Below are 26,813 nucleotides of genomic sequence, written 5' to 3' on the forward strand. Positions count from 1 at the left end.
TCACATGTACCGGCCGCCGGTCACCTCGACCACGGCTCCGGTGACGTAGCTCGCCATGTCGGAGGCGAGGAAGAGGACGACCTGGGCGACCTCGGCGGGTTCGCCGGCGCGGCCCAGGGGGATCTCGGCGAGCTTGGCGTCCCAGGCGGCCCGGGGCATGGCCTCGGTCATGGCGGTTCGGATCAGGCCGGGCTGTACGGCGTTGACGCGGACGCCCGCCTTCGCGAGCTCCTTGGCGGAGGCCTTGGTGAGGCCCACGAGTCCGGCCTTGGCGGCGCTGTAGTTCGTCTGGCCGAAGTTGCCGACCTTGCCCGCGATGGAGGAGATGTTGACGATGCTGCCGCCCTGTCCGTGCGCCCGCATGGCCTCGGCGGCGTACCGAGTGCCGTTCCAGGCGCCGGTGAGGTGGACGTCGATCACGGCGCGGAAGTCGGCGAGGGGCATCTTGCTCAGGGTCGCGTCCCGGGTGATGCCGGCGTTGTTGACCATGACGCCGACCGGCCCGAAGGCGTCGGTGCAGTGGGCGACCAGGGCGGCCACCTCGTTCTCGTCGGTGACGTCGCAGCGCAGCGAGACGGCGGCCACGCCGTTCCCGGCGAGGCGTCCGACGGCGTGGGCCGCGGCGTCCTCGTCGATGTCGCCGAGGACGATGCGTGCGCCCGCGGCGCCGAGGACGCCGGCGATCTCGAAGCCGATGCCCTGTGCGCCGCCGGTGATCACTGCGTTCCGGCCGTCCAGCAGTCCCATTGTCAGCCCGCCCCTGACTCGACACCATTCCTGTTAAATAGATAACCTATTATGCTGAAACAATCAATACAGCGATCGGCTGCGCGGGCAGGGCCGAGGAGGAGAGATCCCAGGTGGACATCAGCTATCCCCCGGAGACCGAGACGTTCCGCGCCGGGGTGCGGGCGTTCCTCGCTGATGCGCTGCCGCCGGGCTGGAGGGGCATCGGCGCACTGGACGAGGACGCGGCCTGGGCCTTCGCCCGGGACTGGCGCCGCCGGCTCGTCGAGCGCGGCTACCTCTCCCTCACCTGGCCCGAGCGCTACGGCGGCCACGGCCTGTCCAAGCTCCATCAGGTCGTCCTGATGGAGGAACTCGCCCGGGCCGGTGTGCCGTTCGGCCTGCCGCAGGACACCTTCGGCGTGAAGATGCTGGCGAACACGCTGCTGCGCTGGGGCACGGAGGAACAGAAGAGCCGCTTCCTCCCCCGCATCCTCAGCGGCGAGGACACCTGGTGCCAGGGGTACTCGGAGCCCGACGCGGGATCCGACCTGGCTTCCCTGAAGACCCGCGCGGCCCTGGAGGGCGACGAGTGGGTGATCGACGGACAGAAGGTGTGGACCTCCGGCGCCCATCACAGTGACTGGATCTTCGTCCTGGCCCGTACGAACCGGGACGCGTCCAGGCACCGCGGGATCTCGTTCCTCCTCGTGCCGCTGGACCAGCCCGGCGTCGAGGTCCGGCCGTTCCGCATGATGAGCGGGCAACTGCACTTCAACGAGGTCTTCTTCGACGGCGCCCGCACCCGCGCCGATCTCGTCGTCGGAGGCGTCGACAACGGCTGGACGGTCGCCCAGAGCCTGCTCGGCGTCGAACGCGGGGAGGAGGCGGCGACCAACCCGATCCTGTTCCGGGCGGAGGTGGAGCGCCTGGTGGAACTGGCCCGCCGGTACGGCAAGGACCAGGACCCCGTCATCCGGCAGCGCATCGCCTGGTGCTGGTCCAAGGTCGAGATCATGCGCTGCCTCGGCTACCGGATCCTCACCGGCTGGCTCAAGGGGGCGGAGCCGGGGCCCGAGTCGTCGATCGCCAAGCTGTACTGGAGCGAATACCACACCGAGGTCACCGATCTGGCGATGGACATCATGGGTCTGCACGGCCAGGTGCCGGTCGGGCGGCCGCCGCTGCGCACCTACCGCACCGACGACCCCGGCGCCGCGAACTCCTCGGCGTCCTGGTCGACGACGTATCTGATCGCCCGTTCCGGAACGATCTACGCGGGCACGTCCCAGGTGCAGCGGAACATCCTCGCGGAGAAGGTCCTGGGACTCCCCCGCGAACCGCGCGCGAGCGCGGACCAGGAGGCCGTCAGGGCCCAGCCCTGACCGGCATGGGCGGTCTGCCGGCCCGGATGGTCTGACGGCCCGGACGGCCGAGACGGTCAGGACCGGGCCGCTCAGGGGCGGCTGGGCGGCCCGGGTTCGCCGGACCGGCCGGAGACAGCGCGGGCGGCCCAGGGCAACTCGACCGGCCGGAGACGGCCTGATCGGTCAGGGTCGGTCGGGGGTGGTCAGGGACGGCCGGGGCGGTCGAAGGTGTCCAGCTCCGGGACCGGTCGTGGCCCTGCGCCAGGACGCCAGCCGGCGTCGAGCTTGCGCAGGCCCACCCCGTCCGGCGCCCAGACGTGGCAGCTGTTCAGCACCCCCGCCGTCGCGCGCGGGTTGTGCACCGGTTCGCCGTCGGCCGCGCGGCGCAGCGCGCCCGCCGAGATCGCCGCCTGCACGACCGCCGGGCCGAGGGCGCGCGTCAGCTCGTACAGGTGCGTACAGCCGGAGACGCCCCGGAAGCGCTCCTGGATCGCCCGGTTGTATCCGGCGCCGACACTGAGCCCGACCAGGCCGTCGAAGGCCGGAGTGACGCGCGGGCACTCCGCGTGCGGGAACGTCCGCATGTCCGCACGGGCGGCCGAGATCACCATGTCGTCGAGGCGGACCCGCACGGTCAGCGCCATCCGGTGGACGGTCCCGCCCGACGGCGCCTCCCAGGGGCGCTCGTCGCGCAGTTCCGCCTCGACGGAGATCTCGCGGCCGCCCTCCTCCGCGTGGGCGGTGACGGAGATCGTACGGCGGTGCAGCGGGAGTCCGGGGCCGGTCATGACGAGGTCTCCGCCGGTGATGACGAGGCCACCGACGGCTCCGGCGCCGTCCCGCCCAGCCCCGCGAACTCCGGGCGCCGGCGCTCGATGAAGCTGAGCACGCCCTCACGGTAGTCCGGTGCGCGCTTGGCCACGGCCAGTAGCGCGGCCGCGCGGTCGCTGCTGTCGGCGAAGGTCCTCGCCTGGTCCTCGGCGAGCTGACGCTTGATGAGGGACATCGCGTACGGGCTCGCCGAGCGGGCCAGCTCGGTCGCGTAGGCGAGCGCCTCGGGGAGGAGTCGTCCAGGCTCGGCCAGGCGGTTGACCAGGCCGAGCGACAGGGCTTCCGTCCCGGTGACGCGCCGCGAGGACAGCAGCAGGTCGGCGGCGTTGCCGTAGCCGACCAGCCGGGGCAGGATCCAGGACACGCCGTCCTCGGCCACCAGTCCTCGCGCGCTGAAGGCGGCGGCGAACCTGGCGTGCGGCACGGCGAACCGGACGTCGCACATCAGCGCCTGGTTGAAGCCGATGCCCGCACAGGCCCCGTTGACGGCCGCCACGACGGGCTTCGGGAACGACATGGGGCGGGTGCGCGGCGGCAGCTGACCGGTGGGCCACGGGCGGGCGCCCGACGACGCCCCGTCCAGCACGCTCATGTCCATCCCCGGACAGAAGCTGCGCCCGGCGCCGGTGAGCACCACGGCCCGCACCCGTGGATCCGCCTCCGCCCGGTCGAACAGTTCGTTGTAGAGCAGCTCCATCTCCAGCGTCCAGGCGTTGTGGCGCTCGGGCCGGTTGAGGGTGAGGAGCATGACACCGTCGTCGGTGAGTTCGGTGAGGATCAACGGGGTCGGATTCTCGGTCATCGAGGTCACTCCCACGGGCCCGTAGAGTTTATCGCTAGATGAATCATCTATATACCCAACGGCGGCTCGGGCACCAGACCGGGCACGCGGAAGACAAGATCAGGCATCCCTTGACCTGGTACCCTCGATGCACTAAGACGATTCATTTGGCTATATGAGGAGTCCATCGTGGCCGAGGCAGCCCGCGCAAGCGAAACGGCGACCGTGCCCGCCCCCGCCCGCAACCGCGTCGGACGCCAGGTGCGGGTGCCGAAGACCGCCGAACTGGTCGCCGCCCATCTGCGTCGCCAGATCGTCCGGGGCGACCTGAAGCCGGACGACGCGCTGCCCCCGGAGTCGGGGCTGATGGAGCAGTTCGGCATCTCGCGGCCGACTCTGCGCGAGGCCTTCCGCGTGCTGGAGTCGGAGTCCCTGATCACGGTGCGCCGCGGCGCGCACGGCGGCGCCCGGGTGAGCGCGCCCGACGCGGACGTCGCCGCCCGCTTCGCCGGCCTGATCCTCGAATACCGCGGCGCCACCCTCGGCGACGTCTACCGCGCGGCCGCCCTCATCGAGCCCCCCTGCGCCCGCCAGCTCGCCGCCAAGCACGCGGCGGACGACATCAGACGACTGCGCGACGCGGTGGCCGCCGAGAAGGCCGTCCTGGAAGACCCGCTCGCCCTGGTGGACGCGCAGGACGCCTTCCACGCCCTCTTGGTCGAGCTCACCGGCAACCAGACCCTCATCCTGCTGTGCAGCATGCTGCGCAACATCATCGACCGGGCCAACGCCTCGTACACGGCGGCCGCCACCGACGCCGAGACCCAGAAGGCGCAGGCCGTCAAGGGGCACCGGGCACACGTGCGGCTGGTCGGACTGATCGAGTCCGGCAAGGCGGACGAGGCCGAGAAGCTGTGGCAGCGGCACATCTCCAGCGCCGACGACGTCGTGAACGCCGCCGGGCCCAAGACGGTGCTCGAGCTGCTCGACTGACCCGGCCGACCCGCGGTCCCGTCCACGGGCGGGACCGCGGGCCAGACCGTCCTCACGAACCCCTTGCCTCCGAGAAACAGTTAGATAATTATAGAAGGCGTACTGAATAGCTCCTGGGGTCCGGAGGCGACGGCCATGGCCGACCAGCGCAAGCGCATCTTCGACTGCGACCAGCACATGTATGAGGAACGGGACTCCTTCACCCGCTACCTCCCGAAGGAGTTCCTCGGTGCGGCGGTCGCACCGGTGACGCTCCCGGACGGGCGGGAGGTGATCCTCGCCGGGGACCGGATCGTCGTATGCCTGGAACCCGAGTTCGGGCAGGTGTACCGGCCCGGTTCGCTGAAGGAGATGCTCAAGGCGATGGCCTCGGGCGATCCGGAGGAGACGTACCAGTTCGAGCCGATGCACGACTCGTACCAGAACCGCGAGTCCCGGCTGCGGGTCATGGACGAGCAGGGCCTGGACCAGACGATCATGTATCCGGGCGGCTGGGCACTGGTCGCCGAGGAGTACGTGAAGGGCGTCGAGCCGCTCTACGCCAACTACCACTCGTTCAACCGCTACATGAACGAGGTGTGGGGGTTTGCACACCAGAGCCGCATCTACGCCCCTGCCCTGCTCTCCCTGCGCGACCTGGACCACGCGGTCAAGGAACTCGAGTACGTCCTGAACCAGGGCGCCCGCTTCATCCTGCTGCCCACCGGGCCGGTCTACGGCCGCTCGCCGGGCGACCCGTACTTCGACCCGTTCTGGAAACTGGTCGACGAGGCCAAGGCGAGCGTCTGCTACCACATCAGCGAGTTCTACTACAACTCGCAGGTGGCGCCCTCCTGGGGCTTCGACCCGCACCCCATCCACTTCCGGATGTCGGCCTGGCAGTGGCAGAACACCTACGGCCAGCGCCCCGTCGAGGAGACGCTGTCCGCGCTGATCTTCGACAACCTCTTCGGGCGTTTCCCGAACATCAACGTCCTGGTGTCGGAGTTCGGCTCCGAGTGGGTGCCGCACTTCGTGCGCCACATGGACAAGAGCCGCGGCATGGGGCGCAACGGCCCGTGGATCGGCGGGCAGTTGGACGAACGTCCCAGCCAGATATTCCGCAAGCACGTCCGTGTGGTGCCCTACCCCGAGGACGACATCGTGGGCGTCGTCAGGCGGCTCGGCCACCACGAGTCCATCGTCATGGGCTCCGACTTCCCGCACGCGGAGGGCCTCGCCGCTCCGGGCGACTTCCGCAAGCTCATCGCCGAGCTCGACGAGACCGCCCAGGACGACATCATGTACAACAACGCCCAGCAGCTGATCAGCCGCTGAGCGTGGCAGCACCCCCGCCTGGCGGCGGGCCCGGTCTAACGGACCAGGCCCGCCGCCAGGTTCGCGATGTCGGTGAGGAACGCGGTGCCGCGGGGCGAGTGGTCGTAGCCGGCGAGCGGGTAGCCGTTGCTCAGACAGGCGAAGGACAGGCCGGACTCCGGGTCCATGAAGCCCAGTTGGTAGGCGGCCCCCGCACTGCCGAAGAGCGCCGACGAGCCGGTCGACGGCAGGTTGCTCCCCGCGTCGGGGCCGGCCACGGTCACGAACAGCCCCATGCTGGTCCGGCGCCGTCCGCCGCCCCCGTGGATCCGCTCGCCGTACGGATGGCCGGTCAGCCTGATCCGCGTCCCCTCCGCCACCGCCCCGGGCTTCCACAGGCCCGAGTGGACCAGCGCCTGGAAGTAGAGCGCGACGTCGGCGGCGGTGGCGACCAGGGCGTGGCTGGGCTCCCCTGCCGCCAGGACCTTCGGGTCGGACAGGTACCACGGCCCCCAGGGGTCGGGTTCCTGACCGTCTTCGACGCGGTCGGTGGCGAGCATCGGGGCGACACCGCCCGCTTGCCGGTGCTCCGGCACCCCCAGCTCGATCGACGACAGGCCCAGCGGCCCTGCGATCCGCTCGCGCAGGTAGTCGGCGAAGGCGAGGCCCGTGCGCCGCTCGACGATCTCGGCGATCAGCCAGGCGGCCGAGGTGAGGTGGAACTGGAACCGGCTGCCCGGCGGGTAGTCGAGCCGCCAGCGGCCGAAGGCGGCGAGCCGCTGCTCGCGGTCGAGCATCTTGGGGTAGCCCAGGGGCGCGAAGGGGAGACCGGCGGTGTGCGTGAGCACCTGCTCGACCGTCACCGTCTCCTTCCCGTTCGGCCCGAACTCCGGGACGATCTCCGCGACTTGTTCGCCGACGTCCAGGAGTCCGTCGCCGATCAGCTTCCACACCACGCCCGCGACGATCGACCGTCCGACGGACTGCAGGACGTACCGGGTGCCGGGGTGGGCGTCGCCGTAGCTCTCGAAGGCCACCAGCCGGCCGTCGCGGGCGACGGCGACCTGGGCCGAGGGCAGGGGGCCGTGCTCGACCTCCCGGCGGATGCGGCTCAGCAGTGTGCCGAGGCGCTGTGGGTCGACGGTGTCAGGCACGCGTTCCTCCTTCGTACGGCTCCCGCAGACGGCGGCGTACGACCTTGCCGTTGGCGTTGCGCGGCAGGTCGTCCACGAACCACCAGCGGACGGGGACCTTGAACCCGGAGAGCCGGGCCCGGGTGTAGCTCCTGAGCAGCGCGGGATCCGGTGGAGCCGCGGGGTCGGACGGCACCACGAAGGCGACGACGGTCTGTCCGAGCCGTTCGTCGGGCATGCCGGTCACCGCCGCGTCGGCCACGCCCGGATGTGCCGCGAGGACCGTTTCGACCTCCAGCGGGTGCACGTTCTCGCCGCCCCGGATGATCATGTCGGTGCTTCGGCCGAGGAGGTAGAGGTAGCCGTCCGCCGCGGTCCGGCCCAGGTCGCCGCTGCGCAGCCAGCCCTCGTCGTCGAGCCGGAAGAAGTGGTCGGCGCGGGCGTGGATCTCGCCGACGCCGTCGGGCCCGGCGCCGGCGACCCTGACCTCGACCCCTGGCGCGGGCCGTCCCACCGACCGCAGCAGCTCGGTGCGTCCCGCGACCGCCTCCCGGTGGTCCTCGGGGGTGAGCACGCTGATGGGCGAGCCCTCGGTCTGGCCGAACATGTTGAGCATGCGGACGCCCGGCATCGCCTCGTACGTCCGTCGCAGCGTGTCGGGGCGGACGGGAGCACCTCCGTACTGGAGGGTCCGCAGGTGCTCGTGCCGTGCCTGACCCGCGGCCAGCAGGGTCTCCAGCATCGCCGGGACCATGCTGGTGTGCGTGGTGCCGAGGGTCCGCAGCAGGGTCCAGCCCTCGACGCTGAAGCGGGGCAGTCCGGTGACCAGGGCGCCGGCTGCGAGCGCGACGGCGATGTTGCCGAGGCCCGCGATGTGGTGGAAGGGCGCGCTGCCGCCGTAGAAGCTGTCCGGGTCGAGTTCGCACAGCAGCCCGTTGACGCGGGCTCGGGCGGCCAGCCGCCGCTGGGTCATGGGGACGGGTTTGGGCAGGCCGGTCGTTCCGGAGGTGTGCAGGACGGCGGCGAGTTCGCCCGGCAGGGCCTGCAAGGGCCTGGCGCTGACGGCGAGTTCGGGCACGGTGGCGATCCGCCGGCCGGTCAGGCAGGCGACCTGTCCGGCGAGGTCGGCGAACCCGGGCTGTGTCAGCAGGACCGGGGAAGGTGTCGCCGTGACCACGGCGGCGATCTCGTGCGCGGTCATCCGGACGCCCAGCGGCGCGAGCGGATGGCCGGATCCGGCGCCGCCGATCACCAGCGCCAGGGCGTCCGCGGAGGTGGCGACCAGGGCCGGGACGGGGACGCCGGGCTCCAGACCGACCATGTCCAGCCAGTCGGCCGCGCCGGCCGCCCGGTCGAGCAGTTCCCGTCCGGTCCAGATCAGGTCGCCGAACCGGACGGCGGGGCGGGGATGGTCGTAGGCACGGCTCACCATGGCGGTCCAGGTGGCCGCCGGCCCCCTCTGCTGTGCGGCGGCCACCGGTTCAGGGCTCCAGGCGGGCCGCCGCGGTGCCCGTGACCACCTCGGCGCCGTGCTGGTTGACGGTTCGCAGCGTGAAGTGGACGACCGGGCCGTCCGGCGTCTCCTCGATCGACTCGACGGTGACCGTGGCGGTCAGCGTGTCGCCGGGCCAGACCTGGGCCTTGAAGCGCACGCCGTAGCGCAGCAGGGACTCGGGTCCGGCCCAGTCGGTCAGCACTCTGCCCGTCATGCCCATCGTCAGCATGCCGTGGGCGAAGACGCCGGGATATCCCGCGGCCTCGACGGCGAACCGCTCGTCGGTGTGCAGCGGGTTGAAATCGCCGGAGGCGCCGGCGTACTGCACGATCCGGGTGCGCCTCAGATCCTCGACGAGGACGCGCTCGCGACTCTCGCCGACCTTGATCTCGTCCGGGCTCAGGCTCATCGCGCGTCCTTCGGGGTCGCGGGGCCCTCGGGGACGACGGCCACGGTCACCGCGCTGACGACCGGCTCGCCGTCGGCGTCCCGGTACTCGGTGATGCGTTCGCTGAACAGGAGTCGGCCGCTGCGGCCGTGCTTCTCCCAGCTGCGTCCGGGGACGGTGTGCGCGTAGAGCGTCTCGCCGGCGCGCACCGGGCGGTGGTAGGCGAAGTGCTGCTCGGCGTGCAGTCCGCCGCCGCCCTCGGCCATCTCCCCGGGGCCGCCGCCGGACCCGAACCAGTCCTCGTCCGGCCTGGGCCGCAGGTGATAGCCGGGGTCGTGGTGGGCGCTCGCCATGGTGAAGGTGGGCGGCGCGATCGCGGACTCGCCCTGGTACGCGGGGTGTTCGTCGCCGATGGCGCGGGCGAACATCATGATGTGCCCGGCCTCGACGGGGAACGGCTGCCCTGTCATCGTCAAGAACCTCCTGGGTCAGTACGGCAGGAACGCGTCGCGGGTGGCCTCGTCCGGGTCGAAGTCCGGCGGCAGGCCCTCGAACTTCGGCTCCCGCGTCTCCACGAAGCTCGCGACGCCCTCGCGGAAGTCGGGCGAGCCCGCGAAGAACTCCATGGCGGAGTAGGAGCGGGCCAGGGCATCGGTGAACGTGCGGTCGAGGTCGCCGTACACCTGATGGCGTACCACGGCCATGGCGCGCGGGGAGCAGTTGCGGGCGATGTCGCGGGCGTACGCGCGGGCGGCGTCCAGCAGGTCCTCGGGGTCGACGACCCGGCTGACGAGACCCAGGTCCCAGGCCTCGTCGGCGTCGAAGACCCGGCCCGACAGCAGCAGGTCGAGTGCCCTCTCCAGCCCGATCACGCGCGGAAGGACGTACGGCAGGTTGTACTCGCCGGCCAGGCCGCGGCGGGTGAAGGCGGTGGTGAAGCGTGCGCCGCGGGCGGCGAAGCGGATGTCGCAGATCAACGCCTGGACCAGACCGATGCCCGCGCAGGCGCCGTTGACGGCCGCGATCATCGGCTTGGGCAGGTTCCGTCGGCTGTACATGGGGACGCGGGCCTGGAGGTCGAGGGACTGACCGGGCTGGGCGTTCTGCTCCAGACGCTGAACGTCCATGCCGGGGCAGAAGGCCCGGCCCGCGCCCGTGACGATCACCGCGCGGACGGCGGGATCCTGCGCGGCCCGGTCCAGGAGCGCGAAGAAGCGGCGCTCCATGGGAATGCTCCAGGCGTTCTTGCGCTCGGGCCGGTTCAGGGTGACGGTGGCGACGCCGTCCTCGTCGACCTCGTACAGCACCAGGTCCTGGCCGTCTTCGGGCATCACGGTCGCTCCTCGGTGAGTGGTTCGATGGGATCGCCGACGCCCGGTCGCTCGCCGGAGATGGTCACCACGACCTGCCCCCGGGCGCAGACGCGTCCGTCGGCGATCACGTCGACGTCGGCGAAGTGCACTCTGCGGCCGCGCCGGACGCAGCGGGCGTGGGCGACGGCCTCCCGGCCGCGGGCGGGCGCGAGGTACTGCACGGACATCGACACGGTGCTGAGCCGGCTGCCCTTGCCGAAGTCGTGCCCGGCGATCACGGAACCGGCGCCGGCGGTGTCGATCAGCGCCGAGATCACCCCGCCGTGGAAGACGCCTTCGTGGGCCGAGAGGGCCTCGGCATAGGGGAGCGCCATCTCGACGCCCTCCGCGTCCCAGCGCAGCACGCGCATGCCACAGCCGCGGTTGAAGGCGACCCCGCGTTCCCAGCGGGCCCGGAACCACTCCCGGCGTTCACGCTGTTCCTCGTCGGTGAGGGACCTCGTCGCGACGGTCATTTGCGCACGCCCTCCGGTCTCGGCCTGACAGCCGATCGATATAGTTACATGATTTGGCTGGTTACGGCAATCCTGGGACCTGCCCCGGCAGCTCCACGTATGTATTATTTATCTAACTCATTCCGCTTGTCGAGAGAGGGCCCCGCAATGCCGTCGACCGCCCTGTCGGGAATCCGCGTCCTCGACCTGTCCCGCATCCTCGCCGCGCCCCTGGCCACCCAACTGCTGGCCGACCTCGGCGCCGAGGTCATCAAGGTGGAACGGCCCGGCACGGGCGACGACTCACGGACGTACGGGCCGCCCTTCGCGGCCGGGACGGACACCGCCGCCTTCTATCTCTCCTGCAATCGCAACAAGCGGTCCGTCACCGTCAACCACGCCACCGCCGAGGGGCAGGAGTTGATCCGCGCGCTGGCCGCCCGGTCGGACGTGCTCGTCGAGAACTTCCGCGTGGGCACGCTGGCGAAGTACGGCCTCGACCACGAGAGCCTCAGCGAGATCAACCCCCGGCTGGTCTATCTGTCGGTCACCGGCTTCGGGCAGACCGGCCCCTATGCGCGGCGGCCCGGCTACGACGGGATCTTCCAGGCCATGTCCGGGATGATGAGCGTCTCCGGACACCCCGACGAACCGATGAAGGTCGGGATCAGCATGGTCGACATCCTCACCGGGCTCTATGCCGCCACGGCGGTGCTGGCGGCTCTGCGACACCGGGACGCGACCGGGGAAGGTCAGTTCATCGACCTCTCCCTGCTGGACTGCGGGCTCGCCTCGCTCTCCCATTTCGCGATGAACTACCTGGTCTCCGGCGAGGTGCCCGAGCGGCGCGGGAACGGTGGGTACGGCGGGATCCCGTCCCAGGCGTTCATGTGCAGCGACAGACCGCTGTTCCTCGTGGCCGGCAACGACAAGCAGTTCGCCGCCCTCTGCGCGGCGGCCGACCGCACCGACCTGCTCCAGGACCCCCGGTTCGCCACGACCTCCGCCCGTATCGCCCATCGCACGGAGCTCCTGCCGGTGCTCCAGGCCGTCCTGCGCACCCGGACCCGGGACGAGTGGCTGTCCCTGCTCGACCGGCACGACGTCCCCGCCGGCCCGTGCAACGAGCTGCCCGACGTCTTCGCCGACCCGCAGATCCGGCACCGCGAGATGCTGGTCGAGGCCGGAGGGCTCCCCCTGCTCGCCAACCCCCTCCGGCTCTCGGCGACCCCCGTCGGGGGATACGCCCCGCCGCCCGCACTCGGCGAGCACACCGCCGAAGTGCTGTGCGAGTTGGCGCAAGTGACGGAGCGTCAACTGAAGGAGCTGCGCGCACGGGGGGTCGTCTGAGCCGGTGCCTTCCGGGCCCGTCGCCCTCAGCCGATCAGGGTTCGCCCGCCCTCCAGCATCAGCGTCGCGCCGGTCAGATAGGCCATGTCGTCGCTGACGAGCGCGGCCACCGCGCGGCCGACGTCCCTTTCCGGGTCGCCCATCCGCCCGAGCGGGATGGCGGACAGCACACTCTCGGCCTTCTCCGGGTGCGCGGCGAAGAACTCCTCCGCCGCCGGGCTCAGCGCGGCGGGGCAGACCACGTTCACGCGGATCCCGTACCGGCCCCACTCCCGTGCGGCCACCCGTGTCAGCCCGCGGATCGCCTCCTTGGCCATCGCGTACGCGGCGAAGGTCGCCTCGCCCTGCACCGCGGCCGAGGAACCGAGGTTCACCACGCTGCCCCGGCTCGCCCGCAGATGGGGCAGGGCGGCCTGCATGGCGTGGAAGACCGCCAGCGGACCGCTGCGGTAGGCGAGTTCGACGTCGGCGTACGACGTCTGCTCCAGCGCACGCTGCACCGAGCTCTGCGCGTTGTTGACCAGGACGTCCAGCCGGCCGAACTCCCCCACCGTCCGGGCCACCATGCGGTCGACGTCGTCCCGCTCGCCGACGTCCCCGACCACGGTGAGCGCCCTGCCGCCGCGCCCTGCGATCTCCGCGGCGGTGTCCTTCAGGGTGCGTTCGGTACGGCCGGTGATCGCCACGGCCGCGCCCTGTGCCGCCAGCGCGAGCGCTATCCCCCGGCCGACCCCCTGACCGCCGCCGGTGACCAGCGCCGTCTTCCCCGCAAGCCGTCCCATCACGTTTCCTTCCAGAAGCCGGCCCAGGTGGGAAACGCGTCGGGCAGCGCCGGACGGCCGGCGCCGTCCCAGCCCTCGAAGCTCACCGACTGGGGGCGCTCGGTCACGTCCGCCGCGTACCAGTGCTGCTCGCGGCGCCGGGAGAAGTACCAGTCGCCGTCCACGCGCGCGTACTCGTCGAGGTAGCGGATGGCCATCACGATCCACCGCTCCCCCACCTCGTGCTCCGCGCGGCAGTAGACGGATCCGGTGGCCGTGTCACGGCCGGTGAACTCGATCCGGTGGCCGCAGATCTGGTGGACCGACCGGTCGAAGCCCCGGACCAGGGGCTCGATGTACGCCAGCAGCGCCTCCCGGCCGCGACCGCGGCGGCCCATGTCCACGTCGGGCCGGAAACAGCCGGCCCAGGCGTCCAGGTCCCGGGCGTCCACGGCAAGGGCGTAGCGGACGGGCAGCTGCTGGACGGCGAGATGCGACTCGATGCGGTCGAGGCGTTCCTCCGGCGTCGTCACGGCCTGGGCTCCTTCGGCAGACCGAGGACCTGCTCGCCGATGATGGTGCGCTGGATCTCGCTGGACCCGCCGTAGATCGTCTCCGCCAGGGACAGCAGGAAGGAACGCTGCCGTGTGTCCAGGCCGTAGTCCTCGCCGACGATCTGCCCGGCGGGGCCGGCCAACTCCTGCGCGAGGTGACCGAGTTGCTGATGGCGTGTCGAGGCGTACAGCTTGGCCGTGGTGGCCTGGGCGCCGGGGGTGCGGCCCGCCGTCAGTTCGGCGAGGGTGCGGAGGTTGGTGGTGCGCATGATGCGTACGGAGATCCAGGCGTCGATGATGCGGCGGCGCAGCATCGGATCGTCGAGTGCGCCCCGTTCCCGGGCCAGGTCGAGCAGCGCCTCGGCCTCCCGTTCGAAGGTGAGCTGCTGAGGCAGGAGCGTGGCGCCGCGCTCGATGCCGAGCGCGGCCATCGCGGTGCGCCAGCCCTGGCCGGCCTCGCCGACGACCATGTCCGCACCGGTGCGCGCGTCGGAGAGGAACACTTCGGCGAACTCGTCCTGGCCGGCGAGGTTACGGATGGGGCGGATCTCCACGCCCGGCTGGTCCGTGGGCAGCAGCAGCATGGTCAGGCCCCTGTGCCGCGCGGAGTCCGGGTCGGTGCGGGCCAGGACGTACAGCCAGTCGGCGTGGACACCGAAGGACGTCCACACCTTCTGCCCGCTCACCACCCATGCCTCGCCGTCGCGCTCGGCCCGGGTGCGGACCGACGCCAGGTCGGAGCCGGCGCCGGGCTCGCTGAAGCCCTGGCCCCACAACTCCTCGACGGCGAGGACCGGTGGCAGGAAACGCTTCTTCTGCTCCTCCGCGCCCATCTTGAGGAGCAGGGGGCCGAGCAGGTCGAGTGCGTTGCCGGTGGCCCGGTAGGGAGCGTTCGCGCGAGCGTACTCGTACTCGAAGACGATCTCCTCGAGGAGCCCGAGGCCGCGTCCGCCGTACTCCCGCGGCCAGCTCACGCCCAGCCAGTGGCCCCTGGCGAGCTCACGGTCCCAGGCCAGGCGGACCTCCCAGGCCGCGCCGTCGGTGGGGCCGCCCACGCCCCGGTGTGCCGCGAACTCACCGACGAGATGGTCCGCCAGCCAGTCCCGCAGCTCGTCGCGGAAATCACGCACGGCGGGTCCGAAGTCCAGCTCCATGTCCGTACCTCCCTGATCCCTGATCCCTGATCTCCGATCCCTGATCCCAGGCCCCTGAGGCCTCGGACCTCAGATACCGAGCCTGGCGGCCAGCAGTTCCCGGTGGTACGACGGCGTGCCGAGCAGCACCTCGGAGCTCTTGGCCCGCTTGAGGTACAGGTGCGCCGGGTGCTCCCAGGTGAAGCCGATCCCGCCGTGGACCTGGATGGTGTCGCCCGCCACCCTGGTGAAGGCCTCCGAGCAGAAGGCCTGCGCCAGTGCGGCCGCGAGGCCGATCTCCGCGTCGTCCCGGCCGTCCAGTGCCCACAGTCCGGCGTACACGGCCGAGCGGGCGGACTCGATCTCCACCAGCATGTCGGCGCACTTGTGTTTGATTCCCTGGAAGGAACCGATGGGGCGCCCGTACTGGACGCGGATCCTGGCGTAGTCCGCGGCGGCCTCCAGAGCTGCGGCCGCCGCGCCGACCTGCTCGGCCGCGAGCAGCACCGAGGCGGTGGCAAGCGTGCGCTCGAGGGCGGGCCACGCCGCGCCCTGCGCGCCGAGCAGGCGCGCCGGGGTGCCGCCGAACTCCAGTCGGGCCTGTTTGCGGGTCTGGTCGAGGGTCGGGAGCGGCGTGCGCGTGAGGCCGTGCGCGTCGGCGTCGACCACGAAGAGGCTGACGCCCGTGGGGGTGCGGGCGGCGACCAGAAGCAGGTCGGCGAGGTGTCCGTCGGGGACATAGGTCTTCGCGCCCGTCAGCCGCCATCCGCCGGGGGTGTCGTGCGCTGCCAACCGGATGCCCGGCTCGTCCCAGCGGCCGCTGTCCTCGGTGAGCGCCAGCGTGGCGATCGTCTCGCCGGACGCGATCCCGGGCAGGAGGTCGCATCGGGCCTGTTCGTCGTCGCAGCGCAGCAGGGCTTCGGCGGCCAGGGCGACGGTGGCGAAGTACGGGCCGCACAGCAGCGCGCGGCCCGCTTCCTCGAAGACGATGCCGAGGTCGGCGTAGGAAGAGCCCGAACCGCCGTACTCCTCCGGCACGGCGAGCCCCTGCAGGCCGATTTCGCCGGCCATCCGCCGCCAGACGACGGGGTCGTGACCCCGCGTGTCGGCGGCCAGGCGGCGCACGGCCGCCTCGTCGGAGTGCTTGGCCAGGAACGACCGCACGACCTTGCGCAGTTCGTCCTGTTCCTGGCTGAAGGTGAGATCCATGCCGAGCTTCCCGTCCTCGGTGCGACGCGTCTGCCGATCGCTTGCCGCTCTCCGCTCGATACAGTTAGATAATTATAGTATCCGCACTGAATACACCAGGAGCGCGACGTGACCGATCTCTACGCCCCGTTCACGAGCCTGACCTTCGAGCGGCCCGCGCCCGGCGTGCTGCGCGTCGTGCTCGACGCCCCCCACCTCAACGCGGTGGGGCCGCGGATGCACGGTGAACTGGCCGATGTCTGGCCGGTGATCGACCGGGACGAACAGACCCGCGCGGTGCTGGTGCAGGGGGCGGGCCGGGCGTTCTCCGCAGGGGGGACCTTCGACTCCATCGAGGCCATGACCGGGGACTTCGCGGTGCGGGCCCGGGTGATGCGCGAGGCGCGGGACATGGTCTACGGAGTGATCAACTGCTCGAAGCCGGTGGTCTCCGCGATCCACGGGCCGGCCGTCGGCGCGGGCCTGGTCATCGGCATGCTGGCGGACGTCTCGATCGCCGCCCGCACGGCGAAGATCGTCGACGGGCACACGCGCCTCGGGGTCGCGGCGGGCGATCACGCGGCCATCTGCTGGCCGCTGCTGTGCGGCATGGCCAAGGCCAAGTACTACCTGCTGACCTGTGAGGCGCTCACCGGCGAGGAGGCCGAGCGGATCGGCCTGGTGTCGAAGTGCGTGGCCGACGACGAGGTGCACGCGGAGGCGTTGCGCGTGGCGACGGTCCTGGCCGCCGGTCCCGCCAGCGCCATCAGCTGGACCAAGCGGTCCCTCAACCACTGGTACCGCACCGCCCAGCCGCTCTTCGAGGCCTCCCTCGGGCTGGAGTTCTTCGGGTTCGCCGGTCACGAGGTCGCCGAGGGCCTGGCCGCCCACCGCGACAAGCGAACCCCGGACTTCGAGGCCGTGGCGGCCAAGCACCCGCTCGATCTGTAACCCCCCATACCCCCGTGACCCGCACAGACAGGACCCGACGATGACCGCGCAGCACACGACGACCGAGATCCCGCCGCTGGTGAAGGGGTTGACCTACGAGGAGATGCCGGTCGGGCAGGTCTTCCGGACCGCCCGCCGGACCGTGACCGAGACCGACCTGGTCACTTTCGTGACCTGGGGCGGCTTCACCGAGCCGCTCTTCTGGGACGCCACGCACGCGGCGGAGGGCGGGTACACGGGTCGGCTGGTTCCGGGCGGTCTGACCTACTGCCTGGCCGAGGGACTCGTCCTGCAGACGAACGTGCTGCACGGCACCGGCCTCGCCTTCCTGCACATGGAGCTGACCGTGCGGAGCCCGGTGTACGTCGGCGACACGCTGTACGCCGTCGTCGAGACCACGGGCTGCCGCCCCTCGAGCAAGCCCGGCCGCGGTGTGGTGACCAGCCGGATCACCGTGCGCAACCAGCGCGACGAGGACGTCCTGGTCTACTGCCCGGTGCGGCTGATCCGCGGCCGGGACTACGAGGCTCCGGCGCCCTGAGCCCGGGGCACGAGACGCAGTCCGGTCCCCGCGCCGACGGCGGGTGCGGCGGCGAACGCTCCCCCGTGCACCCAGTCGGACGGCATCGCGGGCCGCGGTCCGGCCTCGTGGTCCGGGATCGCCATGGCGTACAGGCGGGTGTAGCGGAACTTGGCCTCCAGGTTGTCCAGGACCGACCAGTACTCGTAGCCGCACACGTCCACTCCGGCGGCGATGAGCCCGGCCAGCCAGGAGAGCCGGGCCCGCAGCAGGGCACGGCGGCGGGCGTCGTCGAGGCGCCCGCCCCCGTCGACCAGGTCCAGGTCGCCCATGCCGTTGTCGACGACCGACAGCGCCGGCAGCAGGTCCCCGTACAGGTCGCACAGGCCGGCGACGGCGTCGGCGAGCCCCTCGGGAATGATCGGCCAGCCGTAGGCGGTCGTCTCCACGTCCTCGAACGGGACGATCGCGAAGCCGAGTCCCACGAGCAGGCGATTGACCTCGTTGAGTGCGCTGCGGCACTTCGTCGCCGGCAGCACCCGGGGGAGGTTCTCCGGTGCGGTGACCCGGAACGGGGTGTGCCAGGACAGACCGAGCAGGTCCTGCGCGACGGCGATGATCTCCATGTCTCCGGGACGCACACAGCCGGTCGCCGCCACGGGCGCGACGTCGTCCTCGGTCACCATGTGCTCGCCGAGCAGCAGGGGGTCGAGGAAGAGGCGGTTGGTCCAGCTTTCCAGTCGCTCCAGGGCGAGCCGGTCGTAGGGGTCGTCGGTGGCCGCGTAGCCGCCGACGAGTGTGACCGTCGTCCCGATCCGGCCCGTGACGCCGGCGGCCCCGAGGGCCTGGGTGGCGAGCCCGTTCGCGAGCAGGATGTGGTGGACCGCGGGCAGCCCCGCGCGCCCCGCACCGCGGCCCGGTGAGTACATTCCGGCCACATGGTCGGCGAGCGTGGGACCCGCGAGGTCGGTGGAGGTGATCCAGCGTTCCACCCGGTCGCCGAAGCGGCGGCCCAGTTCGGCGGCGTACGCGGCGAAGCGCTCGGCGGTGTCGCGGGCGAGCCAGCCGCCGGCGGCGTCCAGCCAGGGCGGCAGCGTTCGGTCGAACAGGGTGACAGCGGGTCGCGTCCCCTCGTCGAGCAGGGCGTCGAGCGCCCGGTCGCAGCGGTCCAGCGCCTCCCGGTCCCAGCTGCCGGGGCCGTCGGGCTGCAGCTGCGGCCATCCGGCGACCATGCGGTGCGTGTCCGCCGTGACGCCGAGCAGATGCCGGATGTCGTCGGTCCACTGCCGGAAGTGCCCGCCACGCTCGGGCACCGGCGGCGGCGAGGCCGCGATGGCGTCCGCGGTGGCGACCCCCCAGTCGACGCCGCGCAGGGATTCATGCAGGAAACCATCGCTCATGGTCACCGTCCGGGCGGTCAATGGTTTAGCGCATTCAACTGAATGTCCGCCGACGGGACGCTAACACTTCGAGCAAACTACGACAATGTTTCGGCCGGATCTCGCCCGAACCGGATCAGAACGTCCCGGGGACGAGGTCGGCCGCCCGCCAGGTCGTCGCCGTGATCGGGACCGCGGAGTTCTGCGCAGGCCACGGCCGACAGGGCCGCGGAGCGGTTCGCTTCCCGCAGGCCCTCTCCGCCGTATGCGGCGGTATGCCGCCGTCACGCCCCCCGGGCGTCGGATGCAGGTTCGCCGAAGGGGCGGAACTCCTCGTCCCGCCACCAGGGATAGACGGGCGGCATGTCCTCGCTGACCCGGCCGGGGAACTCCGGCGGCCGCTTGGCCAGAAAGGACTCGACCCCCTCGACGGGGTCCGGGCCGCCGCCGATCTGGCTCATGATGCGCGAGTCGAGCCGGTGGGCCGTCATCGGATGGGGCTCGCCGAGCATCCGCCACATCATCTGGCGGGCCAGGGCGACCGAGATCGCCGAGGTGTTCTCGGCGATCTCCCGGGCGAGTGCGTACGCCGCCGGCAGCAGTTCCTGCGGTGGATGGACGGAGCGGACCAACCCGGCCTCCAGCGCCTCGTCCGGGCCGAAGAGGCGGCCCGTCGCCACCCACTCCATGGCCCGCTGCATGCCGACCGCCCGCGGCAGGAACCAGCTCGCCGCCGACTCCGGCACGATGCCGCGGCGCGCGAAGACGAAACCGAACCTCGCCGAGGTGGAGGCCAGCCGGATGTCCATCGGCAGGGTCATGCTGGCCCCGACGCCCGCGGCCGGGCCGTTGATCGCGGCGATGACCGGCTTCGTGCTGGAGAAGATCCGCAGAGCGACCCGGCCGCCGGTGTCCCGGTGCCATGCGCCCGCCGTGCGGTGGTCGAAGGACGAGCCGCCGGAGCTGACGTCGGCGCCCGCGCAGAAGCCGCGTCCGGCGCCGGTCACCACGATCACCCGTACCCCGTCGTCGGCGTCGGCCGCGTCCAGCACGTCGAGGAGTTCCCGCATCATCCGCGGGTCGAACGCGTTCAGCTTCTCGGGCCGGTCGAGGGTGACGGTGAGGATCCGGTCCGCCGTCTCGGCCCGCACGGTCTCGTACTCCTGCTGTGGCATGCATCCTCCGTCACTCCGCCGACCGGTTTCCAGAAAGCTTAATTAGTTATACCATTCAACCCTACTGACTCGTTCATGGGTGACGGCGATGATGGCGGTGGAGATGACGGATCTGTTGGTGACGGCCGTCGGGCCGGTCCGGCTGGTCGAGTTGAACCGGCCCGAGCAGCTGAACGCGATGAGCGAGGAGCTGCACACCGGCCTCGCGTCGCTGTGGGACGAGATCGCCGCCGATCCCCGGGCACGGGTGATCGTGCTCACCGGGCGCGGCCGGGCGTTCAGCGCCGGCGGGAACCTCGACATCATGACCCGGGTCCAGCGCGACAGCGCCTTTCGGGAGCAGCAGGTCGAGGAGGCCCGCAGGATCGTGACGGGCCTGGTCCGCTGCCCGCTGCCCGTGATCGCGGCGGTCAACGGCCCGGCCGTGGGCCTCGGCTGCAGCCTGGCCTTGCTGAGCGACCTCGTGCTGATCGCCGACGACGCCTATGTGGCCGACCCGCACGTGCAGGTCGGGCTGGTCGCCGGCGACGGCGGGGCCTACGTCCTGCCGCTGCTCGTGGGCCTGACCCGGGCGAAGGAGCTGCTGTTCCTGGGCGACCGGGTGCGCGCCGATGACGCGGTCCGGCTGGGCATCGCCAACCGTGCCGTGCCCGGGGACAAGCTCATGGACGAGGCCATGGACCTGGCCGGCCGGCTGGCGGCCCTGCCCGTGCAGGCGCTGCGCGAGACCAAGCGCGCGGTCAACCGGCACCTGGAGCAGGCCCTCGCCAATGTGATGGAACCGGCCCTGCTCGCCGAGCGGGACACCATGCACGCACCGGATCACATCGCCGCGGTCGAGCGGATCATGGCCTCACGCGGCCGCCGCTGAGCCGGAGAGGAGACACTCGGATGGACTTCGCGTTCAGCGAGGAGCAGGAGGAACTGGGCCGCACGGTGCGGGCGTTCCTGGCCGACACCTCGCCCGAGGCCGAGGTGCGACGCCTGATGGAGACGCCGGAGGGCTTCGACCGGGCGCTGTGGCGCCGTATGGGCACGGAGCTGGGTCTTCAGGGGCTGGCGGTGCCGGAGGAGTACGGCGGCGCCGGGTGCGGCCCGGTCGAAGTGGGCGTGGTCATGGAGGAGATGGGCCGCGCGCTGCTGTGCGCCCCCTTTCTGTCCTCGGCCGTGCTGGGGACGACCGCGCTGCTGTGCTGCGCCGACGAGGAGGCCCGCAAGCGGCTGCTTCCGGGACTGGCCTGCGGCGAGCTCGTCGCGACGGTGGCCCTGACCGAGGACTCCGCCCGCTGGGACGCGGCGGGAGTGCGGCTCAGCGCCCGCGAGTCCCGGGGGAGCTGGGCGCTCACCGGGCACAAGACGTTCGTCCTCGACGGCGCGACCGCCGACGTCGTCCTCACGGTGGCCCGTGCCGACGACGGGATCGGCGTCTTCCTGGTGGACGGCGACGCCCGCGGCCTGACGCGCCGGCCGCTGCCCACGATGGACCCGACCCGCCGGCAGGCGCGTCTCGACTACCACGACGTAGCGGCGACCCGGCTGCGCACGCACGGCGACGGCTGGGACCTGGTCGCGCAGGTCCTCGACCGGGCTGCCGTCGCCCTGGCCGCCGAGCAGGTCGGGGTGGCCTCCCGCGCGCTCGACATGGCGGTGGACTACGCCAAGGCGCGACACCAGTTCGGGCGGCCCATCGGCTCCTTCCAGGCCGTCAAACACCTCCTGGCCGACGTCCTCCTGGAAGTGGAGTCGGCGCGTGCGGCCGCGCACTACGCGCTGCTCGCCGCGGAAAACGAGGCCCCGGACCTGCCGGCCGTCGCGAGCCTGGCCAAGGCGTTCTGCTCCGACGCCTGTCTGCAGGCGACCACGCAGAACATCCAGGTGCACGGCGGGATCGGCTTCACCTGGGAGCACCCGGCCCATCTGTATCTGAAGCGGGCCAAGACTTCGCAGTTGCTGTTCGGCGACCCGGCGTACCACCGGGAACTGCTCGCACAGCGCATCGGGTTGGACGCGGTCACGGGAGAAGGAGCGGCATGAAGGTCGACGGCAAGCTCAACGTGTGGAGCACCACGGAGGTCGTCGAGGAGGCCCGGCGCCACGAGAAGTCCGGCTACGACGGCTTGTGGGCCTCGGAGTCCCAGCACGACCCGTTCCTGCCGCTGCTGCTGGCCGCCGAGCACACGGACCGGCTGGAGGTCGGTACGGCCATCGCGGTGGCCTTCGCCCGCTCGCCCATGCAACTCGCCTACACGGCACACGACTTGCAGACGTATGCGGGCGGGAGGTTCTCGCTCGGCCTCGGCAGCCAGGTCAGACCGCACATCGAGCGGCGCTTCGCCATGCCGTGGAGCCGGCCCGCGGCGCGTATGCGGGAGTACGTGAGCGCGCTGCGCGCCATCTGGGCCTGCTGGAACGAGGGCGAACGGCTGGACTTCCGCGGCGACTTCTACTCCCACACACTCATGTCCCCGTTCTTCTCTCCCCCGCCCGCGACCGGCGGGGCGCCGAAGGTCTTCGTGGCCGCCGTCGGGGAGGCGATGACGCGGGTGGCGGGCGAGGTGGCGGACGGGCTGCTCGCACACGGCTTCACCACCGAGCGCTATCTGCGCGAGGTCACGCTGCCGACCCTCGGGGCCGGGCTGGCGGCATCGGGCCGTACGCGCACGGCCTTCTCCGTCTCGCATCTGCTGCTGACCGCGACCGGCCGCACCGAGGAGGAGATGGCACGCGCGGTGGAGGGCACCCGGAAGCAGGTCGCCTTCTACGGCAGCACGCCGGCCTACCGGGGCGTGCTGGAGCTGCACGGCTGGGGTGAACTGGGCGACGAGCTGCACGCGTTGTCGACGTCCCGGCGCGAGGACAAGTGGGAGGCGATGACGCGGCTCGTCGACGACGAGGTCCTGAACGCCTTCGCCGTGGTCGCGGAACCGGAGCGGGTGGCGGGTGAGATCCGGCGCCGGTACGGGGCGCTGGTCGACCGGGTGTCCTTCTACACCGCGTACGAGATCGACGCCGGGGTGTGGGAGCCGATCGTGCGGGAACTGCGCGACGGCTGACCGGTCAGCCGAGCAGGTCCAGGACGGTGGCCATGGACCTGCTCTGCAGCAGATAGTCCTCGGCCTCCAGGAGATGGACGCGCCACAGCTCCTCGGCGGCCTCGGCGCGGCGCGCGGCGACCAGGCCGACGAGCGCGCCATGGGCACGGAAACCGTGGCGGTTGGCCCGGATGTTGTCGGGGCTGCCGGCGTCCAGGTCGACGTGGGACCAGTTGGCCTGGTCGATGATGTGCCGGACCATGCCGTTGAGGACGCCGAGCGTCTCGTTGCCCGCCAGTTCGACGACGAGGGCGTGGAACTCCATATGGGCGCGGATGAACGCCGACGGGTCGTCCATGAGCCCCTCCGCCTCGGCGACCGCGGCGCGCAACCGCTGGAGGTCGTCGTCGGTGCGGCGCTCGGCCAGCAGACCGGCGCACGGCGCCTCGATCACCGTACGGGCGTCGTACACGTCCTTGAGGGTCGTGCCCCGGTACTCCAGCACCACGCCGGCGTAGCGGGCGGCCACCGTGCCTTCCGGTACCTGTACCCGCGCTCCGCCCCGGGCGCCCCGACGCACGGTGATCAGCGACTCCGACTCCAGCACCCGGAACGCCTCGCGCAGAGTCGGGCGGGACACGGCGAACTCCTCCATCAGCGCCGTCTCGGACGGCAGTGCGTCCCCCTCGGCCAGTTCGCCGCGCACGATCATCCGGCGCAGTCGTGCCGCCACCAGCTCGGCCATCTTGGGGACGCGTACCGGCGTGCTCGCCACGGCGCCCACCTCCGCCCTCAGTGAGTGTTCTCCGGTACGAAGTACGGCAGCGCGATCTCGTCGTCGAGGGCGCGGAATTCCACGCGGACGCGCATCCCGATGACGACGTCGTCGGGGTCGCCCGCGTCCACGTGCGACAGCAGGCTGCCGCCGCCGTCGAGGTCGACGACGGTCAGGGCGAAGGGCGTGGCGAAACCGGGACCGGGTGCGCGGTGCACGACGGTCACCGAGTAGACGGTTCCCAGGCCCGCGCTGGGTGCGTACCGCCAGTCCTGTGACATGCAGCCGGGGCACGCGGGCTCGGGGACGAAGAAGCGCAGGCCGCAGCCCGGGCAGTGCGGCACGACGAGTTCGCCGCGCCGGGCGGCCTCCCAGAACGGCCGGGACAGCTCGGTGGGGACGGGCACGGGCCGGCTCATCGCAGCCTCCCCAGCACGCTCATCTCGTAGTGCTGGGCGCCCGAGCCGGCGTTGCCGACGACCGCGAGCTCCGCGCCCTCGACCTGGTGAACCGCCGTGCGGCGCAACTGACGTACGGCCTCGATCACTTTGAGCGTCATCTGCTGGGTCCCGTTCCACGCGTACGACAGACAGCCGCCGTCCGGGTTGACGGGGTGCTTGCCCCCGACCTCGATGGCGCCGCTCGCGGCCAGCGGTCCGCCCTCCCCCTCCCCGCACAGTCCGAGGACCTCCAACTGCCGGATGATCTCGAAGGAGTTGGGGTCGTAGAGGGAGAAGACGTCCACGTCGTGCGCGCTCACCCCGGCCATCGCGTAGGAACGTGTCGCGGCGTCCCGGCCGAGCCCGCCGACCTCCCGGTACAGCGCCGGGTTGGCGTAGGCGGCCTGGTGGTACTCCATGCCGCCGCCGAGGACGGCGACGGGCGGGTGCGGCAGATCGCGGGCGCGTTCGGCGGTGGTCACCACGATCGCGGCGCCGCCCTCGCCGACGATGCAGCAGTCCAGCAGGTGGAACGGGGTGGCCACCATGCGGGAGGCGAGCACGTCGTCGGCGGTGTACGGACCGCGCCCGTACATCATCGCCTCCGGGTTGGTCGCGCCGTTGTTGCGGATGGTCGCGGCGACCTCCGCGAGCTGGCGGGAGGTCGTGCCGTACTCGTGCATGTGCCGTGCGGCGACCAGCGCGAACTGGGCGACGACATAGCCGCCCCACACGTCGGCGAACTCCAGCGCCACCCCGGCGCCGACCGGGCCGGCGCCGCGCGCGACCAGTTTGCAGCCTCCGACCACGACGGTGTCGGCGTAGCCGGCGCGGACGGCGGCGGCCGCCTTGAGCAGGCCCCGGGAGCCCGCGTTGTCGAGCATCGAGTCGCTCGTCCAGCGCAGGCCGTGGCCCAGCAGCCGGGCCCAGGAACTGCCCTCGCCGGGCACTCCGCCCGGGCCCGGCCAGTCGACCTGCGCGCCGTCGACGTCCGACCGAGTGAGCCCGGCGTCGGTGAGCGCTCCGGTCACCGCTTCCAGGGCGAGGTCCATCGCGTCACGGTCCGGCAGGGACAGGGCCTGCTCGGTGGCGTACACCCCGACGACGACGGGCCGGCGGTCGCTCATCGCGTCACCGTCCCGCGCCGAGCGTGTCGCCGCCGGGATAGCCGCCGCCGCCGAAGCGGGAGTCGAGCGCCTCGTAGTCCTTGGCGTGGTCCTTCGTCCGCGGCAGGGCGTCGACGAACTCCACGGTCTTCGGCTTCTTGTACGAGGCGATGCGTGTCCGGCAGTGCTCGACGATGTCCTGCGCGGTGACCGCGTCGGCGTCCGCGTGCAGCACCACGACGGCCTTGACGTCCTGCGCCCAGCGCTGGTTGGGCACGCCGATCACGGCGGCCTCCTTCACCGCGGCGTGCGATTCGATGCAGTTCTCGACCTCGGCCGGGAAGATGTTCTCGGCGGCGGACTTCAGCATGCGGGTCGTCGTCCCGAGGAAGCTGATCGTGCCGTCGCTCTCGCGCCGTCCGAGGTCGGTGGTGTGCCACCAGCCGAAGCGGAAGCGCTCCGCGTTGATCTCCGGCCGGTTCCAGTAGCCGAGGTGGACCAGGTCGCCGCGGACGCAGATCTCGCCGGCCACCCCCGCGGGGCACTCGGCGCCGGTGCCGTCGAGGACTCGAACGGCGGTGAACGGACCCGGGCGTCCCGCGTTGCCGGCGCCGCTCCCGCCGTAGGCCCCGGTCACGGCGAAGCCGGTGACCTCGGTCTGTCCGTACCCGCGGCCCTCGCCGCCGCCGTTGCGGGTGAAGCGGCTGGCGTCCGTGGGCACGGTGCCCTGCCACAGAGGTGCGGCGACGCTCGCCCGCAGGTGGGAGAGGTCGTGTCCGGCCTCGCGGTTCAACGCGACGAGCTGCGCGATGGTCGGCGGCATCAGATAGGCGTGGGTGCACCGCTCCCCCGCCAGCAGGGGGAGCAGCTCCTCGGCGACCACGCGGCGGACGATCACGTTCTTGCCGCCGTGCACGAAGGCCGGGACGCCCCAGAACTGGTAGTTGCCGATGTGGAACATCGGTCCGGCGCCGAGGAAGGCGGTCTCGGCGCCGATGTCCCCCATCCAGGCGGCGCTCGCGCCCATGGCGAGCAGGTTGCGGTGCGAGAGCATCGAGCCGGACTGCCGTCCGGAGATCGCGGCGGTGTAGATGACCAGCAGCGCGACGTCGGGGTCGACGTCGACGGCCGGGTCCTCGGGTGAGCCGGAGGCCAGGAACGCCTCGTACGAACCGGGTCCCTCGGTGTCGTGCCGCAGCCACAACGCGCCGTGCTCGTCGCCCAGTTCGGCCCGTGCCTTGCTGACGGTGTCGCCGATCTCCTCGTCCTGCCAGATGACGACCCGGGGGCCGAAGTCCTCGACGGCGAACGCCATTTCGGGGGCGGCCCAGCGCCAGTAGCCGGGACAGACCATGGCGCCGATCTTCGCGGCGGCGCCGAGCAGCTCCCAGACGCGGAAGGAGTTCTGGCCCAGCCACAGGACGCGGTCGCCGCGTCCGACCCCGGCGTCCGTGAGGGCGTGGGCCAGCCGGTTGGTGCGCTCGTCGAGCTGCGGCCAGGTCAGCCGGACGTCGCCGTCCACGAGGGCGACGCGGTCGGGGTAGGACCTGCGGTGCTCGCGGACGACGTCGCCGAACGTCAGACGGCGGGCGCGGGGGTCCGGGGTGTTGCCTCCGGGGGGATTCAGCACGT

28 protein-coding genes are annotated in these 26,813 nt (G+C 71.7%); 9 read left to right on the forward strand and 19 right to left on the reverse strand.

What is annotated here, in order from left to right; genetic code table 11:
* Positions 1-747 carry a 3-oxoacyl-ACP reductase FabG gene (gene fabG, locus Sri02f_RS26575; protein ID WP_109003846.1) on the reverse strand — a complete coding sequence of 249 codons (747 nt, stop codon included), beginning with the start codon at positions 745-747 and terminating at the stop codon, positions 1-3.
* 113 nt (positions 748-860) lie between these two features.
* On the opposite strand from fabG, the gene Sri02f_RS26580 reads away from it, so the two are divergent.
* Complete coding sequence (locus Sri02f_RS26580) at positions 861-2,111, forward strand: acyl-CoA dehydrogenase family protein (protein ID WP_109003847.1); 1,251 nt, start codon at positions 861-863, stop codon at positions 2,109-2,111.
* 185 nt (positions 2,112-2,296) lie between these two features.
* Here Sri02f_RS26580 and Sri02f_RS26585 read toward each other — a convergent pair whose 3' ends face one another.
* Together Sri02f_RS26585 and Sri02f_RS26590 are read right to left on the reverse strand one after the other, a co-directional pair.
* Positions 2,297-2,881 (reverse strand): DUF2889 domain-containing protein, encoded by a 585-nt coding sequence (locus Sri02f_RS26585; protein WP_109003848.1) that lies wholly within the window; start codon positions 2,879-2,881, stop codon positions 2,297-2,299.
* The gene (locus Sri02f_RS26590; protein WP_109004072.1) at positions 2,878-3,726 is read right to left on the reverse strand and encodes an enoyl-CoA hydratase-related protein; all 849 of its coding nucleotides are present in this window, start codon (positions 3,724-3,726) and stop codon (positions 2,878-2,880) included. Before Sri02f_RS26590 ends, Sri02f_RS26585 begins: the two co-directional genes overlap by 4 nt.
* Before the next feature lie 168 nt (positions 3,727-3,894).
* Between Sri02f_RS26590 and Sri02f_RS26595 the strand changes: the two genes are divergently transcribed.
* Complete coding sequence (locus Sri02f_RS26595; protein WP_109003849.1) at positions 3,895-4,698, forward strand: FadR/GntR family transcriptional regulator; 804 nt, start codon at positions 3,895-3,897, stop codon at positions 4,696-4,698.
* Between the two features lie 135 nt (positions 4,699-4,833).
* Positions 4,834-6,015 (forward strand): amidohydrolase family protein, encoded by a 1,182-nt coding sequence (locus Sri02f_RS26600; protein WP_109003850.1) that lies wholly within the window; start codon positions 4,834-4,836, stop codon positions 6,013-6,015.
* A gap of 35 nt (positions 6,016-6,050) precedes the next feature.
* On the opposite strand, the gene Sri02f_RS26605 is transcribed toward Sri02f_RS26600, so the two are convergent.
* From Sri02f_RS26605 to Sri02f_RS26630, 6 genes are read right to left on the reverse strand one after another with little or no spacing between them, the layout of a single operon-like run.
* Positions 6,051-7,148 carry a serine hydrolase domain-containing protein gene (locus Sri02f_RS26605; protein WP_109003851.1) on the reverse strand — a complete coding sequence of 366 codons (1,098 nt, stop codon included), beginning with the start codon at positions 7,146-7,148 and terminating at the stop codon, positions 6,051-6,053.
* Positions 7,141-8,604 carry a class I adenylate-forming enzyme family protein gene (locus Sri02f_RS26610; protein WP_109003852.1) on the reverse strand — a complete coding sequence of 488 codons (1,464 nt, stop codon included), beginning with the start codon at positions 8,602-8,604 and terminating at the stop codon, positions 7,141-7,143. The genes Sri02f_RS26605 and Sri02f_RS26610 overlap by 8 nt, the downstream gene beginning before the upstream one ends.
* A gap of 4 nt (positions 8,605-8,608) precedes the next feature.
* Positions 8,609-9,031 (reverse strand): MaoC/PaaZ C-terminal domain-containing protein, encoded by a 423-nt coding sequence (locus Sri02f_RS26615; protein WP_109003853.1) that lies wholly within the window; start codon positions 9,029-9,031, stop codon positions 8,609-8,611.
* Complete coding sequence (locus Sri02f_RS26620; protein ID WP_109003854.1) at positions 9,028-9,480, reverse strand: FAS1-like dehydratase domain-containing protein; 453 nt, start codon at positions 9,478-9,480, stop codon at positions 9,028-9,030. The genes Sri02f_RS26615 and Sri02f_RS26620 overlap by 4 nt, the downstream gene beginning before the upstream one ends.
* An 18-nt stretch (positions 9,481-9,498) precedes the next feature.
* Positions 9,499-10,341 (reverse strand): enoyl-CoA hydratase-related protein, encoded by an 843-nt coding sequence (locus Sri02f_RS26625; protein WP_109003855.1) that lies wholly within the window; start codon positions 10,339-10,341, stop codon positions 9,499-9,501.
* Positions 10,341-10,838, reverse strand: a complete 498-nt coding sequence (locus tag Sri02f_RS26630) for a PaaI family thioesterase (protein ID WP_109003856.1) — start codon at positions 10,836-10,838, stop codon at positions 10,341-10,343. Before Sri02f_RS26630 ends, Sri02f_RS26625 begins: the two co-directional genes overlap by 1 nt.
* A gap of 147 nt (positions 10,839-10,985) precedes the next feature.
* Between Sri02f_RS26630 and Sri02f_RS26635 the strand changes: the two genes are divergently transcribed.
* Positions 10,986-12,167, forward strand: a complete 1,182-nt coding sequence (locus Sri02f_RS26635) for a CaiB/BaiF CoA transferase family protein (RefSeq protein WP_109003857.1) — start codon at positions 10,986-10,988, stop codon at positions 12,165-12,167.
* 26 nt (positions 12,168-12,193) lie between these two features.
* Here Sri02f_RS26635 and Sri02f_RS26640 read toward each other — a convergent pair whose 3' ends face one another.
* The 4 genes from Sri02f_RS26640 to Sri02f_RS26655 all read right to left on the reverse strand — a co-directional run bounded on the left by Sri02f_RS26640 (position 12,194) and on the right by Sri02f_RS26655 (position 15,824).
* Complete coding sequence (locus Sri02f_RS26640) at positions 12,194-12,949, reverse strand: SDR family NAD(P)-dependent oxidoreductase (RefSeq protein WP_109003858.1); 756 nt, start codon at positions 12,947-12,949, stop codon at positions 12,194-12,196.
* A complete protein-coding gene (locus tag Sri02f_RS26645; protein WP_109003859.1) occupies positions 12,949-13,461 on the reverse strand; it encodes a nuclear transport factor 2 family protein in 513 nt (170 codons plus the stop codon). Before Sri02f_RS26645 ends, Sri02f_RS26640 begins: the two co-directional genes overlap by 1 nt.
* Positions 13,458-14,636 carry an acyl-CoA dehydrogenase family protein gene (locus Sri02f_RS26650; RefSeq protein ID WP_109003860.1) on the reverse strand — a complete coding sequence of 393 codons (1,179 nt, stop codon included), beginning with the start codon at positions 14,634-14,636 and terminating at the stop codon, positions 13,458-13,460. The genes Sri02f_RS26645 and Sri02f_RS26650 overlap by 4 nt, the downstream gene beginning before the upstream one ends.
* Before the next feature lie 69 nt (positions 14,637-14,705).
* On the reverse strand, positions 14,706-15,824 hold the full coding sequence (locus Sri02f_RS26655; RefSeq protein WP_109003861.1) for an acyl-CoA dehydrogenase family protein: 1,119 nt from the start codon (positions 15,822-15,824) through the stop codon (positions 14,706-14,708).
* Between the two features lie 108 nt (positions 15,825-15,932).
* Here Sri02f_RS26655 and Sri02f_RS26660 point away from each other — a divergent pair, with 108 nt between their 5' ends.
* Positions 15,933-16,754 (forward strand): enoyl-CoA hydratase/isomerase family protein, encoded by an 822-nt coding sequence (locus Sri02f_RS26660; RefSeq protein ID WP_109003862.1) that lies wholly within the window; start codon positions 15,933-15,935, stop codon positions 16,752-16,754.
* A gap of 40 nt (positions 16,755-16,794) precedes the next feature.
* Positions 16,795-17,295, forward strand: a complete 501-nt coding sequence (locus tag Sri02f_RS26665; protein ID WP_109003863.1) for a MaoC family dehydratase — start codon at positions 16,795-16,797, stop codon at positions 17,293-17,295.
* Here the strand turns inward: Sri02f_RS26665 and Sri02f_RS26670 are convergent.
* The gene (locus tag Sri02f_RS26670) at positions 17,274-18,674 is read right to left on the reverse strand and encodes a family 1 glycosylhydrolase (protein ID WP_109003864.1); all 1,401 of its coding nucleotides are present in this window, start codon (positions 18,672-18,674) and stop codon (positions 17,274-17,276) included. The two genes, Sri02f_RS26665 and Sri02f_RS26670, sit on opposite strands and share 22 nt — an antisense overlap.
* A 263-nt stretch (positions 18,675-18,937) precedes the next feature.
* Positions 18,938-19,828, reverse strand: a complete 891-nt coding sequence (locus Sri02f_RS26675; RefSeq protein ID WP_109003865.1) for a crotonase/enoyl-CoA hydratase family protein — start codon at positions 19,826-19,828, stop codon at positions 18,938-18,940.
* 103 nt (positions 19,829-19,931) lie between these two features.
* On the opposite strand from Sri02f_RS26675, the gene Sri02f_RS26680 reads away from it, so the two are divergent.
* From Sri02f_RS26680 to Sri02f_RS26690, 3 genes are read left to right on the forward strand one after another with little or no spacing between them, the layout of a single operon-like run.
* Complete coding sequence (locus Sri02f_RS26680; protein ID WP_245970812.1) at positions 19,932-20,699, forward strand: enoyl-CoA hydratase/isomerase family protein; 768 nt, start codon at positions 19,932-19,934, stop codon at positions 20,697-20,699.
* Positions 20,700-20,719: 20 nt separating this feature from the next.
* On the forward strand, positions 20,720-21,862 hold the full coding sequence (locus Sri02f_RS26685; RefSeq protein ID WP_109003866.1) for an acyl-CoA dehydrogenase family protein: 1,143 nt from the start codon (positions 20,720-20,722) through the stop codon (positions 21,860-21,862).
* Positions 21,859-22,881: an LLM class F420-dependent oxidoreductase gene (locus tag Sri02f_RS26690; protein ID WP_109003867.1), complete on the forward strand. Its 1,023-nt coding sequence runs from the start codon at positions 21,859-21,861 to the stop codon at positions 22,879-22,881. The genes Sri02f_RS26685 and Sri02f_RS26690 overlap by 4 nt, the downstream gene beginning before the upstream one ends.
* Positions 22,882-22,885: 4 nt before the next feature.
* Here the strand turns inward: Sri02f_RS26690 and Sri02f_RS26695 are convergent, their stop codons facing one another.
* From Sri02f_RS26695 to Sri02f_RS26710, 4 genes are read right to left on the reverse strand one after another with little or no spacing between them, the layout of a single operon-like run.
* Positions 22,886-23,635 (reverse strand): FadR/GntR family transcriptional regulator, encoded by a 750-nt coding sequence (locus Sri02f_RS26695; protein WP_245970813.1) that lies wholly within the window; start codon positions 23,633-23,635, stop codon positions 22,886-22,888.
* A gap of 17 nt (positions 23,636-23,652) precedes the next feature.
* Positions 23,653-24,054 (reverse strand): Zn-ribbon domain-containing OB-fold protein, encoded by a 402-nt coding sequence (locus Sri02f_RS26700; protein ID WP_109003868.1) that lies wholly within the window; start codon positions 24,052-24,054, stop codon positions 23,653-23,655.
* A complete protein-coding gene (locus Sri02f_RS26705; RefSeq protein ID WP_109003869.1) occupies positions 24,051-25,202 on the reverse strand; it encodes a thiolase family protein in 1,152 nt (383 codons plus the stop codon). The genes Sri02f_RS26700 and Sri02f_RS26705 overlap by 4 nt, the downstream gene beginning before the upstream one ends.
* A 4-nt stretch (positions 25,203-25,206) precedes the next feature.
* Entirely contained in the window at positions 25,207-26,811 is a 1,605-nt protein-coding gene (locus Sri02f_RS26710; protein WP_245970814.1) for an AMP-binding protein, read from the reverse strand.
* Positions 26,812-26,813 lie beyond the last annotated feature (2 nt).

Source organism: Streptomyces rishiriensis, assembly GCF_003112535.1.
GTDB lineage: Bacteria > Actinomycetota > Actinomycetes > Streptomycetales > Streptomycetaceae > Streptomyces > Streptomyces rishiriensis.

Excerpts from the sequence above, each read along its gene's own strand:
- fabG (WP_109003846.1), bottom strand. The coding sequence starts at position 747 with ATGGGACTGCTGGACGGCCGGAACGCAGTGATCACCGGCGGCGCACAG.
- Sri02f_RS26585 (WP_109003848.1), bottom strand. The coding sequence starts at position 2,881 with ATGACCGGCCCCGGACTCCCGCTGCACCGCCGTACGATCTCCGTCACC.
- Sri02f_RS26590 (WP_109004072.1), bottom strand. The coding sequence starts at position 3,726 with ATGACCGAGAATCCGACCCCGTTGATCCTCACCGAACTCACCGACGAC.
- Sri02f_RS26600 (WP_109003850.1), top strand. The coding sequence starts at position 4,834 with ATGGCCGACCAGCGCAAGCGCATCTTCGACTGCGACCAGCACATGTAT.
- Sri02f_RS26615 (WP_109003853.1), bottom strand. The coding sequence starts at position 9,031 with ATGAGCCTGAGCCCGGACGAGATCAAGGTCGGCGAGAGTCGCGAGCGC.
- Sri02f_RS26620 (WP_109003854.1), bottom strand. The coding sequence starts at position 9,480 with ATGACAGGGCAGCCGTTCCCCGTCGAGGCCGGGCACATCATGATGTTC.
- Sri02f_RS26625 (WP_109003855.1), bottom strand. The coding sequence starts at position 10,341 with ATGCCCGAAGACGGCCAGGACCTGGTGCTGTACGAGGTCGACGAGGAC.
- Sri02f_RS26630 (WP_109003856.1), bottom strand. The coding sequence starts at position 10,838 with ATGACCGTCGCGACGAGGTCCCTCACCGACGAGGAACAGCGTGAACGC.
- Sri02f_RS26635 (WP_109003857.1), top strand. The coding sequence starts at position 10,986 with ATGCCGTCGACCGCCCTGTCGGGAATCCGCGTCCTCGACCTGTCCCGC.
- Sri02f_RS26640 (WP_109003858.1), bottom strand. The coding sequence starts at position 12,949 with ATGGGACGGCTTGCGGGGAAGACGGCGCTGGTCACCGGCGGCGGTCAG.
- Sri02f_RS26650 (WP_109003860.1), bottom strand. The coding sequence starts at position 14,636 with ATGGAGCTGGACTTCGGACCCGCCGTGCGTGATTTCCGCGACGAGCTG.
- Sri02f_RS26655 (WP_109003861.1), bottom strand. The coding sequence starts at position 15,824 with ATGGATCTCACCTTCAGCCAGGAACAGGACGAACTGCGCAAGGTCGTG.
- Sri02f_RS26665 (WP_109003863.1), top strand. The coding sequence starts at position 16,795 with ATGACCGCGCAGCACACGACGACCGAGATCCCGCCGCTGGTGAAGGGG.
- Sri02f_RS26670 (WP_109003864.1), bottom strand. The coding sequence starts at position 18,674 with ATGAGCGATGGTTTCCTGCATGAATCCCTGCGCGGCGTCGACTGGGGG.
- Sri02f_RS26675 (WP_109003865.1), bottom strand. The coding sequence starts at position 19,828 with ATGCCACAGCAGGAGTACGAGACCGTGCGGGCCGAGACGGCGGACCGG.
- Sri02f_RS26680 (WP_245970812.1), top strand. The coding sequence starts at position 19,932 with ATGACGGATCTGTTGGTGACGGCCGTCGGGCCGGTCCGGCTGGTCGAG.
- Sri02f_RS26685 (WP_109003866.1), top strand. The coding sequence starts at position 20,720 with ATGGACTTCGCGTTCAGCGAGGAGCAGGAGGAACTGGGCCGCACGGTG.
- Sri02f_RS26690 (WP_109003867.1), top strand. The coding sequence starts at position 21,859 with ATGAAGGTCGACGGCAAGCTCAACGTGTGGAGCACCACGGAGGTCGTC.
- Sri02f_RS26700 (WP_109003868.1), bottom strand. The coding sequence starts at position 24,054 with ATGAGCCGGCCCGTGCCCGTCCCCACCGAGCTGTCCCGGCCGTTCTGG.
- Sri02f_RS26705 (WP_109003869.1), bottom strand. The coding sequence starts at position 25,202 with ATGAGCGACCGCCGGCCCGTCGTCGTCGGGGTGTACGCCACCGAGCAG.